A 13,040-nucleotide genomic window follows, 5' to 3' on the forward strand; every position below is an offset into this window, starting at 1 on the left:
AAGAACAATAGAAACAGCACTAGATGGAATTTAGGTTGCTCCTAGTCCACCTAATAATCCGGGGCTTAACTCAGTTCCTTTTTTAGAAACTCGATAAAGACTCTGGTCTTTGCCGGCATCGCTCGACCACTGGGAATCAGTGCGCTAACAGGCGGTCCTGGAACTGCTTTCTCTGGGAATAACTCAACAACTTCACTATTTTGAACAGAAAAGCCAAGCGCTTTATCATAAACCTGAGCTATTCCCATACCGGCTACCACTGCGTCAATCAGAGTTCGTCCATCTCTGAATATTGCTAGCGGTGAGGGGGAAAATTCAGTAATTGGGCCTCCATCTTCTTGGAACAACCAGCCTCTCAATTTTCCTGTAGGTGCACGGAAAACAAGAGAATCATGCTCCTTTAAACCTTCCAAAGTCTTTGGCATACCCTTTTGTGAAAGATATTCAGGTGAAGCGCACAGGATACGTCTGGTTTCACATATTTTTTTTGCGATAAAAGAACTATCTTCCAGTTCACCAATCCTCACGACGACATCCCATTCACCTCTAATAGCGTCCTCCAGGCTATCTGAAAGAGAGACCTCGACCGTAACCTTGGGATGCAACTGCGTGAACCCCTTTAACGCACTGACAATATTTCGGCCTATGCCTATTGGCAAATTGATACGCAATCGTCCAGCAGGCTCATCCTTCCTGGCATGCAGCAAAAGCCTGGCCTCATTGATTGTTTCTAACGCATGTTTTGCGGCATCTAGAAATATTTTGCCTTCTTCTGTCAGCCTGATACTTCGTGTGGTTCTGTTGAATAGCTTAAGACCCAATTCCTCCTCAAGCTTCTTCACTGCCTTACCAGCGCCTGATTTGGTTGAGTTCAATGATGCCGCCGCTTTTGTAAAGCTTCCATGTTCGGCAACGGCAATAAATACAACTATTTCGTTCAAATGGGCTTGTTGAAACACAGATTGTGTCCCTAATGGATACAATGAGTATCAAAATAGCATGTTTATAGCGCAAATCAAAGCAACTAATCTTCCCAATAGTGGTTTGGCGTAAGTACCTGCATAGAGACCAATTGGAGAATTAGCCAGGTCACATCGAAGGCTTACCCAAAGCTCGCGCTTCCAAACTTTAAACCATTAGAGGAATAGGTTATGTCTCTTCAAGACAAACTAGATGCTTTCAAAGAAGTATTTAAGCAACAGGCCCCGGAAGGAGCATTTGAAGCCTTTGCCAGATCATCCAAGGAGTTGGCTGCTAGTGGCCAAGTTGAACGTTCGATTAAAGTAGGGGAGAAAGTCCCATACTTTACATTGCCAGATTCAGAAGGTAACGACCTTGTCCTGGAAGAACTCCTAGCCAAAGGGCCCGTTATTCTAACGTTCTATCGAGGCGTGTGGTGCCCTTACTGCAATATTGAGCTGCAAGCGTTAGAAGAAGTTGCTGCAGAGATCAAAGCGCGTGGCGCAACCCTGGTTGCTATTTCCATGCAGGGGCCCGCTGAAAGCCGCAAATCTCAGAGGGATAACAAGCTAAGCTTCCCAATTCTGACTGATCAAAGTGGAAAGCTTGCTGAAGAGTTTGGTATCCGCTGGACATTACAACCTTATGTAATTGAGTTCCACAAGATGTTCAAAGTCGAACTCCCGACCATCCATCGTGACGGCGCGTGGAACTTACCTATGCCTGCAAGATATGTCATAGATACCGATGGAACAATCGCATATGCGGAGGTGAATCCTGACTATACACGTCGCCCCGAACCCAGCGACTTATTTCCCGTACTTGAAAAGCTGAGTCAGTCTACAACTGCATAGTATGTAAACACCTCCACCTCTTTAGCGCTGACTAGCGCCAAAGAGGTGGAAGCACTCAATGTAAATCGATATCGAGCACCGTAAAACCCAACTTATATGGTAAGACTCATGGTCAATTTTACACGTTACACAATTGAAACAGCGCCAGAAGCCTCTAAGCCCACTCTAGAAGCCGCTAAAAAGAAAATGGGATTTGTACCCAATCTAATGGCAACCATGGCCGAATCACCTGTAATGGTGGAGAGCTACCTAACACTTATGGGATTATTCGATAAATCTCGCTTGAGCGAAACAGAGCGAGAGATAATCCTGATGACAAACAGCCGCCTAAACGGTTGCACCTACTGCATGGCTGCGCATACCGCAGTTTGCAAAATGGCCGGTGTAGATGAAAATGTCATCAAGGCGCTGCGTAGTGGCAAAAAACTCGATGATCCTAAACTCGAAGCGCTCCGAGCATTCAGTGTCATTATCAATGAGAAACGTGGATGGGCTACAGAAGAGGAGGTTGAGGCGTTTCTTGCAGCAGGTTATACGAAAGAGACAGTTCTAGAGGTGATAGTTGGAACCAGTCTAAAAGTACTCTCGAATTACTCTACCCACAATCTGAATGTCAGTCTCGATGATGCGTTTTTGCCAATGGCCTGGAGTAAGGATATAGATTCGAATGGTTGAGCGTAAAAGCAAATAAAAAACATGTATCCGATTCATGCGTCCAATCAAGACTGGGCCTTGGGAAGAGGGCGCCTGTCCAAGTCATAAAAGTGACGATAAGAACGCCACTGATTCACCAAAGTAATGAGGCCCATATAGCCACTATGGGCCTCTACTACATTGTCCGAGATATATTCGTGGTATCTAAGCCCCTAAACAATACATCCTCTTGAATACAGCCTTCTTTTGGGTTATCGCAATTACTCCATTTCGCTACGAATAATGCCGGGGGTTTTGGCTTGTCCTCGCACTCGGTCAGGATGATCGCGCTCGTTAAAGCGCCTCAAGCCTTCGGATAGCTCTGCTCTGGATTCAGAGTCGCTAAATAATCGGTTAAAGCACTCAGCCTCAATTCGTAGACCTTCATCAAGATCCTTTCCATAACCACGAATGGCGGCTTCTTTATCAGAGTGAATCGCTGGCTGGGGAAGGGTGGAGATATACTGTGCTAGCTCAACGGCACGATCTAATGCGGTTCCCTTTGGCACCACTTCGTTGGCCAACCCAATGCGATAAGCTTCTTCAGCATTGATAACTTTTCCCGTGATGATTAACTCCAGCGCTCGCCCCATACCAACAATACGCGGCAAACGCTGAGTACCACCATCGGCTAGGCCGATATTCCAACGACGACAAGTCATTCCAAAGGATGCGTGCTCTTCTACAATCCGCATATCGGCAAAACATGCCCACTCAAAGCCACCCGCATAAGCAATTCCGTTCACAGCCGCAATGATAGGCTTATAAATATCGGTCCAGCGGGATGGACCTATAATACCTGGAGCTTCTCCTCGGTTATGCCGGGCAATATCAGCGGGCTCTACAGGACATAAAACAGCCACGTCAGGATCGGGGTGATTAGTGGGTTCGGTTGCAGCAAGATTGCTTTTCAAATCACCCCCTGCACAAAATGCAGAATCGCCAGCACCGGTGATTACCGCAACTTTTGCTCCGTCATCGGTACGAAAGCGATCGAATGCATCCACCAGCTCACGGTGAGCGCGAGTACCAATACAGTTCTTAACCTCTGGACGGTTAAAAGTAACGATGGCTACAGGGCCATTTTGCTCGTATTTAATATGATGATATTCCATGTCATAAGACCTTTATCATGTGGCGTTGAAGTAATATTTAAAATCCACCCTGATACATCAAATGAGAATTTAATCCCGGTGACGATTAAGAATGGATCAATATATACCGCAATAAATTAGTACGGATGAACCTTTTTCAGATAATAAAACTTTATTTGCTACCACAATAAAATCTTGTACTTTTCATCCTGTAATGATTAGATGGTTACACACCTATTCTAATATCCATTTCTTAAAACTTTAGCATCAATTTAACTTTGCTTGAGGATGCGACAGGAAAGGCGGCGACCATGCACTTTAAAACAATAATTAATACTGCAGTTTTGACTTTTTTGGCTCTATCACAAACTGCTCTTTCAGCACCTGTATCAGACTCGAAGACCTTACAAATTTCTGAGGAATGGAAATTTCAGACTAACAACGCTACTCGCAATATTATTTCAACATCAGAAGGGGCTTTGGCGCATATAGTAGCTCAAGCTGACAGCCAACTATTTATGACTCTTGATATTGACCCATCAATTTTCCATAAGGGGCCAACAGAATTAAAATTCAAAATCAAGGCGAATGAAGTCACTAAAACTGGCCACTTTATCGTTAAGGTTGAAGGCAATGGATCACCGCTTTATCTGTACGAGATGAGAAATGATCCAGTTAGTGGAACTCACGATTGGCGCACAGTTTCCGTGAGCGTACCACGCCTTAGTAAAGCGACAAATGCAATAGTCGGTTATCTTATGTTTTCATCTGGAGAAGTGTGGCTGGGAGATGTGCAATTATTACAAGATAAAACTGAAGCTGAATCGAATAAGTCTTACGACAAACTCAAAGAATATGCGCTTTCACTAATCAAAGATCACTACATTTTGCGCGACACGATCGATATTACAGAGTTCGAACAATTTGCAGATGACGTTTTTATGGGAGTTCAAAACGATGATCAAGCAGATGCGGCTCTCACTGCATTATTTTCAAAACTCAATCATAAACATCTTACAATCTATAATCGGGCAGATACCTCCGCGCATGGAAAAACAAGACAACTGAAGAGTGAGTTAAGTTTAGTTGGCAATAAAACTGCCTTAATTTCTCTCCCCAAGAAGTTTGGTTCTGAAACAGCTCGACAGGCGGAATTTACCCGCACAGGCGCACTAATCGAGAAATATAGTGAAAACGGGGTACAGAATTGGATTATTGATTTGCGTGATCAACCAGGAGGCAATCTGGTCCCGCTATTTTATCTCACCAGACAGTTTTTCTCAGATCAGCAGCTCTACTCAAGCCAATTGGTTGACGGATCGGAAGAATTTTTCTGGTTGAAAGACGGTAGTGTTGAGGCCGGTAATAGGGCGTCAATGGAAAGATCTCTATCACGGAAAGATAATTCTACTGCTCATCATCCACTCTCAAAAGCAAGAGTAATTGTACTGATAAGTGATGATACTGGTAGTGCGCCAGAGATGCTCGCCCAAACTTTTTCAGATCGAGAAAATACTATTCTGATAGGATCAGAGACAGCAGGCCTAATGTCTACAAATTATACATTTGAATTTACAAACGGTACGACAATTGCGCTGCCAATAGGGCAGTCAGCCTCGATACGCGGCGAACTAGTATATAAAATTCAACCCCACATCAATACAGAGCCTGATGAAGCATTAAGTGTTGCGCTAAAGTACCTAGAGGACAATCGACTGTAACCCCGTGTCAGCTTACTAATAACGAAATAGGGTGGGCACAACCCGCCCAAACACATGTGACTCAAGGTCAAAGTGGCTCATTTGAATTTAAGTGTGCATTACAGAGGAGCACTTATCTACCAAGAGGAACGGAAAAATGGACGCATGATTAAGTCTTTTAATTAGAAATAAAGTACTTAGCTGTCTCTCTAATTTTATCGTAAATTTCAACTAGTGATTGAATTTATTACCAACTAAAACACTTATAAGCAACCCAGTTTTGTGTTTGATGACAAGATCGTTAGTATTGATCATGGGGCTTATCGCTGGTTGTAATTTTAGATATCTTCATCAAGACCGGTAAACCCCTCTTTTCAAGGGGATGCGTCAGATTTTGTCTAAACTAATACAAATTAGGTCCAGTTATCTCAAGTGTTCACACGACACGATGATAAATCCTGCCTTCTCATTTGTGGTTTAGTTGTCAATGTTTAGGGGATTCATAAACTGTCATAATGCTTACAGGTTACATATGGACTGGATGTTTCACTCAATCTCTTCCACTGTTTTGCCAATTTAACAATGTCTTGGGGATTCAGCATATTTTCTGATAGTGGGTCGAGCTTTGTTTTATTAATTGGATCATTGAAGAATTTCTTGTGTATAATTTTGTATGCAATTTTCTTGTAAAATCTAATGGATTCACTAATTAATGCGCACACTATTCCAAATGCTTTTAGTACATTGTTTTTCTGATTATCCTGCTCCGCATAATTATAAAGATGATAAAAGTAAGATGAAAAACCATAAACATTTAATTTATCGACACTCTCAAACATTAAGGTATGATAATCTCCAGTATCAGAGAAAAACCTATGCCCCTGTTCCATATTGATATCGCAATCCTCGGTATAGTAAGGAGGATTTTGGGGGGCTTTAAATCCAACCAGGTATAAATCTCTAGGCCTCATATAGAATCTTATCCTATCTCCTCCCATTATGACTAGATCGATATAAATAACCGGAATCTTTCTTTTGGCTTTAATCTTCAGAGCATATAGCATCTTTCCCAGATCACTAAGATAGTATCTCTTCTCAAGCCTTACTGTATATAAGTTTTCCATGAAGCTCTTTCTGCTCGGTTTAACATAGGGCTGCCAATATACAGAAAAGATTTATTTTTTTTCCATAATTTTATTACACTTAATTACGAATTCGCTGTTAAATTTGTTTGCTATCAAATGTAATGTTGTCGTTTGAAGATCAAACTATTGTAGCAACACCTCAGTCCTTGCAGGTTATGTAGTTAATTCTGCAACAATAGACCTTTTTACTTGACCACAGCTGGGCCTTAAAATTTACGTTAGAAAACATATTATAATCTTCCTATTTAACTTATTTAACCAAGGGCCACTAGTTCTATTCCAAATTACCCAAAGCTTCTTCAAGAACCTCTTCAGGAGGGTATTCATAGATCAATGTTGTAGATGGGTTAACGTGCCCGACAATTTTTTGAGCTATTTTGACTAATTTTTTCTGTTTATGAATCACATTAGTGATTAGGGATCACCGACCACTGTGTGAGCTGGACTTTTCTATGTCAGCCCAATCGTGCAGCATCAAAGCCATGTACTCTTGGAGTGAATTAGGAGAGTAGGGGCCATCTTTTTGGGTGATAAAGAGGGGAAGAGGGCTTTAGTCATTCCCCTTTGTCGAGCCGTAAGTTCAAATACCGAATTAGAGCATTGCGGAGATCCAGATTAACCATGGGGAGATCCCGCGATTTCCCTTTATAGTACTTAACTGGCGGGTAAAATTTTTCAGGGTTAATGTCACCACTTTGTTAAAAATCTCGATATCAAAGCTAATTGTTTTGCATTGGTAGTGGCTTTTGGAGCGCCCCATGGCATCTGCACCCTTGGTATAGGATGCAGGTAGGCTCATCAGTTCCAACAATTTGAGTTCAGTTTCTGGGTGGCGGCGACCCTGGATCACTTGGAAGAGGTGATTTTGTTGTTCTAGTGTAGGGACGCGAGTTGAATGAAAGGCATAAGTACAACTTTGATCAATTGTACTCACGTGAAGTCGCTAGTGAATTTCACAGGTAGATTAATTTAAACCTATTAACACTGATGCTTTTACAGCTCATCTGTTCAAAAATTTTGCGGGGTTCCGTTAGTAATTTGGTTTTAGGAAAAGGCTTTGATGCGCTCGAATGTTTGTATGCGAAAGCACCTGAAACCTTGGAACACAGGAATATAGGGAGATTGCTAAGCCGGAGCTAAAGTAGATGGATGCACGAGTAAGTGTTTTAGCTGGAAATTAAGTACATTAGTTGGACGTCCACAAACTTCAAACCAAGGCCCCACCAGAGCCCTCACTATTTCCGATATTTGTGAATATCGGAATAATCAGAACATTCGTCCTAGTACCAATTTCAGACCTGTCAAGAGCCTAATTTCAAACTGAGCCTAATAACCTACATATACGCGCCAATTGAGCCATATTTCCTACAATAAGAATAAATATTAGCCAGTTTTAAGAACAAAAAAATATATAGTGTTTTTTCTCACAAAGTGCGCAAAAACCCAATTTTTAGGATAAAACGAAAAGTATCTGCGCACCGATCCGAGATGGTCAGTCGAAAACTTTACTCATTAGCCTATCAATATCGCGGCGCATAGCAGCCAAATCGGCTTTGATTCCTGCCCAGGCTGCACCAGCTCCAAACGCCGCAGAAACGAAACTCCCCAAATCAAATTCCATTATTTTTTCTTCCACTGAAACAATTTATTGATCCCAAATACCGCAAACGATATCGACATAAATCCGCCTATATACCAATCAGGCAATTCTGCAGCTGCTGTGAGTCCCTGAAGCGCGCTTTCTCGAATTCCGGGCATAAACTGTGCAATAAACGGATATGACCAAACGAGAACTAAAAACTCATCCGACCACCCAGGTATACCGTTAGCAACACGGGCAACTTTTGCCTCTTCGCGTATTTGCTCCAGCTTCTGACGACCCTGTAACCAATCCTTGAAACCACCACCCACTAAAGAAGCAATTAGCCCCCACATTTTTTTAGCCTCTCCATGCTTCATATGTGGCACCGGTATAACCAGCAATACTGGCGCCCTGTTCTGATGTGTCGATGCCGTCAGGTGTTCCGCCATCCAGGCCCCAGACTTGCCGCGCGTAATGATCTGACTCGTTAAATGGGTTGATTAAATCCCAAAACGCAAATGCTTTTTCAAAGCCCGACTGCAAACGATCTTCACCCACAATATCTTGCGCGGCCTGATTAATAACGTTATCGGGATTTGTAGGATCTACTGCGCGTGCTATTTCCTTACGCTTGAACCAAAGCCAAGCAACCAAAGCCAACGCCAAAAGCACTAACAACATAATTCCGTCAATACGAACCTTTACACCCATGCGGCCGCCACCCCGTAATAATTGCCATTAATACGCGACCAAGATGCATGACCGCTTTCCACTGGGCGCACATCACCGTGCAACATAAAGCCAGGCTGTGTATCGGTATAAACTCCAATACCTGTAAACCCCACAGCTACGGCCACTTGATATGCACGAGATAGCTGCTCAGGTGTATTAATATATCGGCCTGATGCTGTCATAGGAAAGAAGTCAACCGCCCTAACCTCTCCCCATTTGTCTATATTGTGCTGACTAGTGCCACCCTCACCATCATGCCGACCGAGAGCCCCTTCAGCACCAGAGATAACGACTGGCGCACCCCATCTTTCACGGAATGCGTCTATTCGCTCCAGTACATCAGCCGACATAAACGGATACCAAACCCCGAACTCAGCGGGCTGGAAATACTTTAATTCTGGCCGCGTCACTGTGCGCCCCCCAATGGTTATTAGCGCAGCGCCCGCGAGTGCTGCCGCAGCAATCGCGAACCCTCGCATCAATCGAAATACTCCGGCAATACCTCAATAGCAAACTCAGACTCTAAATAAGATATATACCCGTCGGTTAAACCCTGACGCAAGAAAGTATTCGTCCCGGTGTTGTATTCAACTCGGTACTTTCCATTATCGTTCTCAAGTTTTGTAACGTAATCTAGGTAATCACTAGCCGGTGTTTTACCTGTTAATGCACCCAGAATAATTTCTATAATTCCGCCATGTAGTCGCGTACCACTGGCATATGGCAAAAGGGATCGCCAAGTTGATAGGTTGTAATACTGCTTTGTTGATCCGTCGGAATCGTCAATATCGCGAATTGAAAACAGAGCATAGGACGTTACATGGTCAGCCAATACGGCAATGAATTCTGAATTTTTCAAGCCAATCCGGATATACCCATCTTCACTAAAACGCAAATCATCATATTCAGAAACGTGATTCACCGGCCAATATTCATAATCAGGGTTTTCATATTTATTTAGTCGTGAAAACTTATAGTCATTAATCTCCTTACCGCTATTCGGATCAATTACCACAAATCCCCAATCACTCGAGTCTTCAAAGTCACAGCCAATCGCTATATACCCGTCTGGTGTTACAAAAGCATTTTGTATTTGAGCATTATCAGACGATCCCAAAGTCAACTTACCTAAATTCAAATAAGATATTTCGTTATTTACCGTATTTAAGACGACCAGGGTTTTATCTGCCTCGACATCATAGCCACCGCCATCATCAAGCTCATGCATAACAGCATAGTAGTTTGCACCAATAGCCCCGGCTCCAAAATGAGGTGCAAAATTAGGAACGTAATAATTTGACCTGGTATCTATATATTGATCAGCGCAATATAAAACAGTAGATGACAAATGAGATCTGTATAACTTCCCGTTTGCCAAAAAGTAAATTTCCCCTGAGCTAGATATATAACCCCCATGAATACCGTAGCCGTCACCATGGTTAAAATCATCATGACTACCGTCATCATGATCTAACTCAATACTATTACCGCTGTCATCTACCCAAGGAATGAACTTATCATAACTCGTTGCTGGTGATGCAGGTGGCTCTATAAGCCCCTCCCCAACCTCAAATTTATATAGCCCCTTATAGGTAATATAATATGCGGCCCCCTCAAACCAAGCGCAAGCACCAGTTATGCTGCACTCATTATTATCTGGGTCATCAGGCAAAGAATAGGCAACATATTCCGCCCCCTCCATTGCCGACCATTGCTCACTTGATTCTAGGGAAACTATTTTTCTGACTTCCATCGGCAGAGTTGCACTACTGCCTGATACGGTGTTTACATATGGCGAAATATTTACTTCACCAGCAATGATTACCTTATCGTAATCACCCATACCAACAACAAATGTAACTACTTGGTCTACGTCCGCTGTATTCTCAACATCAAACTCAGTAAAGGCCGGCATTTCAGGGGCCTCAAAGTCTCGATCTAGCCGCCGCTTCTCCCCAGCTTCCATAGTGACCGGATCACTTTTAAGTATCACGCGCACAGGGTAGTCGGCAGACCGCAGAAAGATAAAATCCCCCGACGCCTGTACATTGATACTTGCACCAGCAGGCAGGTAAACCGGTTTATCACCATGAGAACCAGACATATAAAACCTATTTATTAATAATCCAGATAATTATTACGGCCGCAACAGCCATATAGAGAATAAGCTGCTGGGATATTTGCCCATCTTCACTAGTGTTAGCATTCTTATAGGCTGATTGAGTTTGCTCTAATGAGCGTTGAGTAAGTTGTGCAAACGTCTCTGCACTATCAGCCACTTGATCAATAGTTTGTGAAAGCGCAACTTCTGAAAAATACATCGCATCTGAGGCTAGGTCTCGGCCAACGCCTAGCGCCTCACTTGACAGACCTGTAGCCAATTTGAGGGCATCGCCCCCTACCCCCAGAGCCTCAACACCAAGGTTCGCCCCCGTTTCGAGGGCATCAGCCCCGAAGTCGAAAGCCCCCATTGCCATTTGTTGCGCACTGGCCAGCGCACCATAGTCTGTGGCATTTACTGTAACGTTACCGGATACATCACCAGTAACACCCACTGACCCCTCAGATAAGTCGAGTTCGCTATATCGGTTATCTGTGGTTGTAGTCGTGTAGTCGTTAGTGGTGTTTACGTTGGTTGTCTTTTTCTTACTGTCAAAGAATCCCATTACAGACTCACTTTTTCATTTTCAAAAGCAAAAAGACAACCGCGATGATGGCCAACAAAAATACAGGGGAGGTGAAAATAGTCTCAGCCGTGCGGCCAGCAACATTAGGGTTAGCTGCAATGCCGATATTCTTTACCCCTGTTCCACTGGTGGCCGCCGTCGATGATTGATCAGTAACACCAGAAGAACCAGAGAAGCCACCGCCACCAGTCAAAGACATTGGGTTCATGTAATCCGCCCCACAATCCAAACGATGATCAGCAGTACAACAGTTCCCTGCAACACCGTTTTATCCATGGTAATTCCGGCAACAGTGATAGTTCCCTCTTCAGCCGGTGGCACTGGCCCCACCGTTTGCGGTTGCGCCACTGCCGATTGGTCAGGAAGCGCAGCCGCCGTACCCGAAACACCGTTATTTGGGCCTTCTGGTACTGGAGAAACCCCTAATTTGGCCATCTCTTTTTTCTCGTAAATGTCGAGCCCTGTAGACACGACATTTCCGAAAATCTCACCCCAAGACATAAGCGCCCCCTAGCGTTGCAATACGCCGTGATACTCCTGCAGCGCAGTAATTGTCATTGCGCCGGTAACCTCCAGGCGGTAACGGAAATCAAAAAGGCCAGCCAGTGGAATATTTGCAGCACCGTAACCCTTTTCTGAAGTGTCAATGATCCAGGCTCCCGACTGCGGTACTCGCCCTGCATCACCCTCAAGCTGTATGCGTTCGTTAAGCGCAGTAGTCCGCTTAAATATACGCACGTTGTTAGACAAGATTTCCACCTCGTCAATTTGATTGGCTGAAGGCAGGAAGGTGATTCTATTCAACAGCAACGAATCAGAGCGGCCATAGTTGAAGTCTGAAACTTCATACTCCCCACTACCGGCAGGCGAACGCGTGGACTTAATCAAGTAGGGGATAACACCAGGACCACCGGCTACCGCGTTTGACTGCTCTGCGGTCAAATCAAACTGAGGTGCAGTCGCGTCACTGGCAATATCAATTTCCAGTGTAAACGCGGCTATCACGTTGCCCGCTTGGTCGCCAACACCGGTATTAATTGCAGTCAGTTCCTCCTGATCACGGTTTTTCAAGCCCGCACGATCAAACGGAATACGCAAGATTCCATTGGCAGCAGGGAGCCCCATAAACTGATTCAGCATATCGCGCTCAGTAGCACTGAACCGTTGCACGACTAAGCCATTAAGCTTTAATCGGAATTCGGTCATCTGCGCCAAGGTAACACCGCTGTATTCCAGATAGAGGTCGTGATAGCGCGCACCAATCGGGAGCTTAAAAAGTGCCTGAGTTCCAGGCGCCCCACCCTCAGCTCCGGGCATGGGTAGTGAATTTCGATTCAAGGCAATTACATTGCTCATTGCGGAGACTCTCCCGAGTAGTCCAATTTAAACAGCTGAATTATTTCAGCGGGTTTTTTGTAGCCGGAACGAATTTGTTGATCGCGGCAATTACAACCAAAGTAATTAACACGGTCATCATTCGATTTTTACTGAACATTTTCAGTTTCCTCAGTTTTGCTAGATATGAATTGATCGCGTAGCCATGCCACGATAAGAGCGGCAACAACGGCAATAACGATTTGCTTGATTACGCTG

General features: G+C 44.0%; 16 protein-coding genes. 3 read left to right on the forward strand and 13 right to left on the reverse strand.

Annotated elements, in window-relative coordinates:
* Positions 1 to 65: 65 nt before the first annotated feature.
* A complete protein-coding gene (locus ACJJI1_RS19800) occupies positions 66 to 959 on the reverse strand; it encodes a LysR family transcriptional regulator (RefSeq protein ID WP_444941705.1) in 894 nt (297 codons plus the stop codon).
* Positions 960 to 1,151: 192 nt separating this feature from the next.
* Here ACJJI1_RS19800 and ACJJI1_RS19805 point away from each other — a divergent pair, with 192 nt between their 5' ends.
* The gene (locus ACJJI1_RS19805; protein WP_282932839.1) at positions 1,152 to 1,814 is read left to right on the forward strand and encodes a peroxiredoxin-like family protein; all 663 of its coding nucleotides are present in this window, start codon (positions 1,152 to 1,154) and stop codon (positions 1,812 to 1,814) included.
* A 108-nt stretch (positions 1,815 to 1,922) separates the two neighbouring features.
* Positions 1,923 to 2,489 carry a carboxymuconolactone decarboxylase family protein gene (locus tag ACJJI1_RS19810; protein WP_444957741.1) on the forward strand — a complete coding sequence of 189 codons (567 nt, stop codon included), beginning with the start codon at positions 1,923 to 1,925 and terminating at the stop codon, positions 2,487 to 2,489.
* Positions 2,490 to 2,728: 239 nt separating this feature from the next.
* Here ACJJI1_RS19810 and ACJJI1_RS19815 read toward each other — a convergent pair whose 3' ends face one another.
* The gene (locus ACJJI1_RS19815) at positions 2,729 to 3,622 is read right to left on the reverse strand and encodes an enoyl-CoA hydratase/isomerase family protein (protein WP_444957742.1); all 894 of its coding nucleotides are present in this window, start codon (positions 3,620 to 3,622) and stop codon (positions 2,729 to 2,731) included.
* Positions 3,623 to 3,912: 290 nt separating this feature from the next.
* Here ACJJI1_RS19815 and ACJJI1_RS19820 point away from each other — a divergent pair, with 290 nt between their 5' ends.
* Complete coding sequence (locus ACJJI1_RS19820) at positions 3,913 to 5,322, forward strand: S41 family peptidase (RefSeq protein WP_444957743.1); 1,410 nt, start codon at positions 3,913 to 3,915, stop codon at positions 5,320 to 5,322.
* Positions 5,323 to 5,801: 479 nt separating this feature from the next.
* Here ACJJI1_RS19820 and ACJJI1_RS19825 read toward each other — a convergent pair whose 3' ends face one another.
* The 11 genes from ACJJI1_RS19825 to ACJJI1_RS19875 form a co-directional block, all read right to left on the reverse strand.
* Positions 5,802 to 6,425 (reverse strand): ribosome-inactivating family protein, encoded by a 624-nt coding sequence (locus tag ACJJI1_RS19825; protein WP_444957744.1) that lies wholly within the window; start codon positions 6,423 to 6,425, stop codon positions 5,802 to 5,804.
* A gap of 613 nt (positions 6,426 to 7,038) precedes the next feature.
* Entirely contained in the window at positions 7,039 to 7,380 is a 342-nt protein-coding gene (locus tag ACJJI1_RS19830) for a hypothetical protein (RefSeq protein WP_444957745.1), read from the reverse strand.
* Between the two features lie 558 nt (positions 7,381 to 7,938).
* Positions 7,939 to 8,067, reverse strand: a complete 129-nt coding sequence (locus tag ACJJI1_RS19835) for a hypothetical protein (RefSeq protein ID WP_444957746.1) — start codon at positions 8,065 to 8,067, stop codon at positions 7,939 to 7,941.
* Positions 8,067 to 8,405 (reverse strand): hypothetical protein, encoded by a 339-nt coding sequence (locus tag ACJJI1_RS19840; RefSeq protein WP_444957747.1) that lies wholly within the window; start codon positions 8,403 to 8,405, stop codon positions 8,067 to 8,069. Before ACJJI1_RS19840 ends, ACJJI1_RS19835 begins: the two co-directional genes overlap by 1 nt.
* Positions 8,386 to 8,739, reverse strand: a complete 354-nt coding sequence (locus tag ACJJI1_RS19845) for a hypothetical protein (protein WP_444957748.1) — start codon at positions 8,737 to 8,739, stop codon at positions 8,386 to 8,388. The genes ACJJI1_RS19840 and ACJJI1_RS19845 overlap by 20 nt, the downstream gene beginning before the upstream one ends.
* Positions 8,730 to 9,242, reverse strand: coding sequence for a hypothetical protein (locus ACJJI1_RS19850; protein WP_444957749.1), 513 nt, complete (start codon positions 9,240 to 9,242; stop codon positions 8,730 to 8,732). Before ACJJI1_RS19850 ends, ACJJI1_RS19845 begins: the two co-directional genes overlap by 10 nt.
* A complete protein-coding gene (locus ACJJI1_RS19855; protein WP_444957750.1) occupies positions 9,239 to 10,864 on the reverse strand; it encodes a hypothetical protein in 1,626 nt (541 codons plus the stop codon). Before ACJJI1_RS19855 ends, ACJJI1_RS19850 begins: the two co-directional genes overlap by 4 nt.
* A 7-nt stretch (positions 10,865 to 10,871) precedes the next feature.
* On the reverse strand, positions 10,872 to 11,426 hold the full coding sequence (locus tag ACJJI1_RS19860) for a hypothetical protein (RefSeq protein ID WP_444957751.1): 555 nt from the start codon (positions 11,424 to 11,426) through the stop codon (positions 10,872 to 10,874).
* A gap of 7 nt (positions 11,427 to 11,433) precedes the next feature.
* The gene (locus ACJJI1_RS19865) at positions 11,434 to 11,655 is read right to left on the reverse strand and encodes a hypothetical protein (RefSeq protein WP_444957752.1); all 222 of its coding nucleotides are present in this window, start codon (positions 11,653 to 11,655) and stop codon (positions 11,434 to 11,436) included.
* The gene (locus tag ACJJI1_RS19870) at positions 11,652 to 11,948 is read right to left on the reverse strand and encodes a hypothetical protein (RefSeq protein ID WP_444957753.1); all 297 of its coding nucleotides are present in this window, start codon (positions 11,946 to 11,948) and stop codon (positions 11,652 to 11,654) included. The genes ACJJI1_RS19865 and ACJJI1_RS19870 overlap by 4 nt, the downstream gene beginning before the upstream one ends.
* Before the next feature lie 9 nt (positions 11,949 to 11,957).
* Positions 11,958 to 12,803 carry a major capsid protein P2 gene (locus ACJJI1_RS19875; protein WP_444957754.1) on the reverse strand — a complete coding sequence of 282 codons (846 nt, stop codon included), beginning with the start codon at positions 12,801 to 12,803 and terminating at the stop codon, positions 11,958 to 11,960.
* Between the last annotated feature and the right edge of the window lie 237 nt (positions 12,804 to 13,040).

Source organism: Microbulbifer maximicatervae (SeqCode) (genome assembly GCF_052467065.1).

Excerpts from the sequence above, each read along its gene's own strand:
- ACJJI1_RS19805 (WP_282932839.1), top strand. The coding sequence starts at position 1,152 with ATGTCTCTTCAAGACAAACTAGATGCTTTCAAAGAAGTATTTAAGCAA.
- ACJJI1_RS19810 (WP_444957741.1), top strand. The coding sequence starts at position 1,923 with ATGGTCAATTTTACACGTTACACAATTGAAACAGCGCCAGAAGCCTCT.
- ACJJI1_RS19815 (WP_444957742.1), bottom strand. The coding sequence starts at position 3,622 with ATGGAATATCATCATATTAAATACGAGCAAAATGGCCCTGTAGCCATC.
- ACJJI1_RS19820 (WP_444957743.1), top strand. The coding sequence starts at position 3,913 with ATGCACTTTAAAACAATAATTAATACTGCAGTTTTGACTTTTTTGGCT.
- ACJJI1_RS19825 (WP_444957744.1), bottom strand. The coding sequence starts at position 6,425 with ATGGAAAACTTATATACAGTAAGGCTTGAGAAGAGATACTATCTTAGT.
- ACJJI1_RS19835 (WP_444957746.1), bottom strand. The coding sequence starts at position 8,067 with ATGGAATTTGATTTGGGGAGTTTCGTTTCTGCGGCGTTTGGAGCTGGT.
- ACJJI1_RS19840 (WP_444957747.1), bottom strand. The coding sequence starts at position 8,405 with ATGAAGCATGGAGAGGCTAAAAAAATGTGGGGGCTAATTGCTTCTTTA.
- ACJJI1_RS19845 (WP_444957748.1), bottom strand. The coding sequence starts at position 8,739 with ATGGGTGTAAAGGTTCGTATTGACGGAATTATGTTGTTAGTGCTTTTG.
- ACJJI1_RS19855 (WP_444957750.1), bottom strand. The coding sequence starts at position 10,864 with ATGTCTGGTTCTCATGGTGATAAACCGGTTTACCTGCCTGCTGGTGCA.
- ACJJI1_RS19860 (WP_444957751.1), bottom strand. The coding sequence starts at position 11,426 with ATGGGATTCTTTGACAGTAAGAAAAAGACAACCAACGTAAACACCACT.
- ACJJI1_RS19865 (WP_444957752.1), bottom strand. The coding sequence starts at position 11,655 with ATGAACCCAATGTCTTTGACTGGTGGCGGTGGCTTCTCTGGTTCTTCT.
- ACJJI1_RS19870 (WP_444957753.1), bottom strand. The coding sequence starts at position 11,948 with ATGTCTTGGGGTGAGATTTTCGGAAATGTCGTGTCTACAGGGCTCGAC.
- ACJJI1_RS19875 (WP_444957754.1), bottom strand. The coding sequence starts at position 12,803 with ATGAGCAATGTAATTGCCTTGAATCGAAATTCACTACCCATGCCCGGA.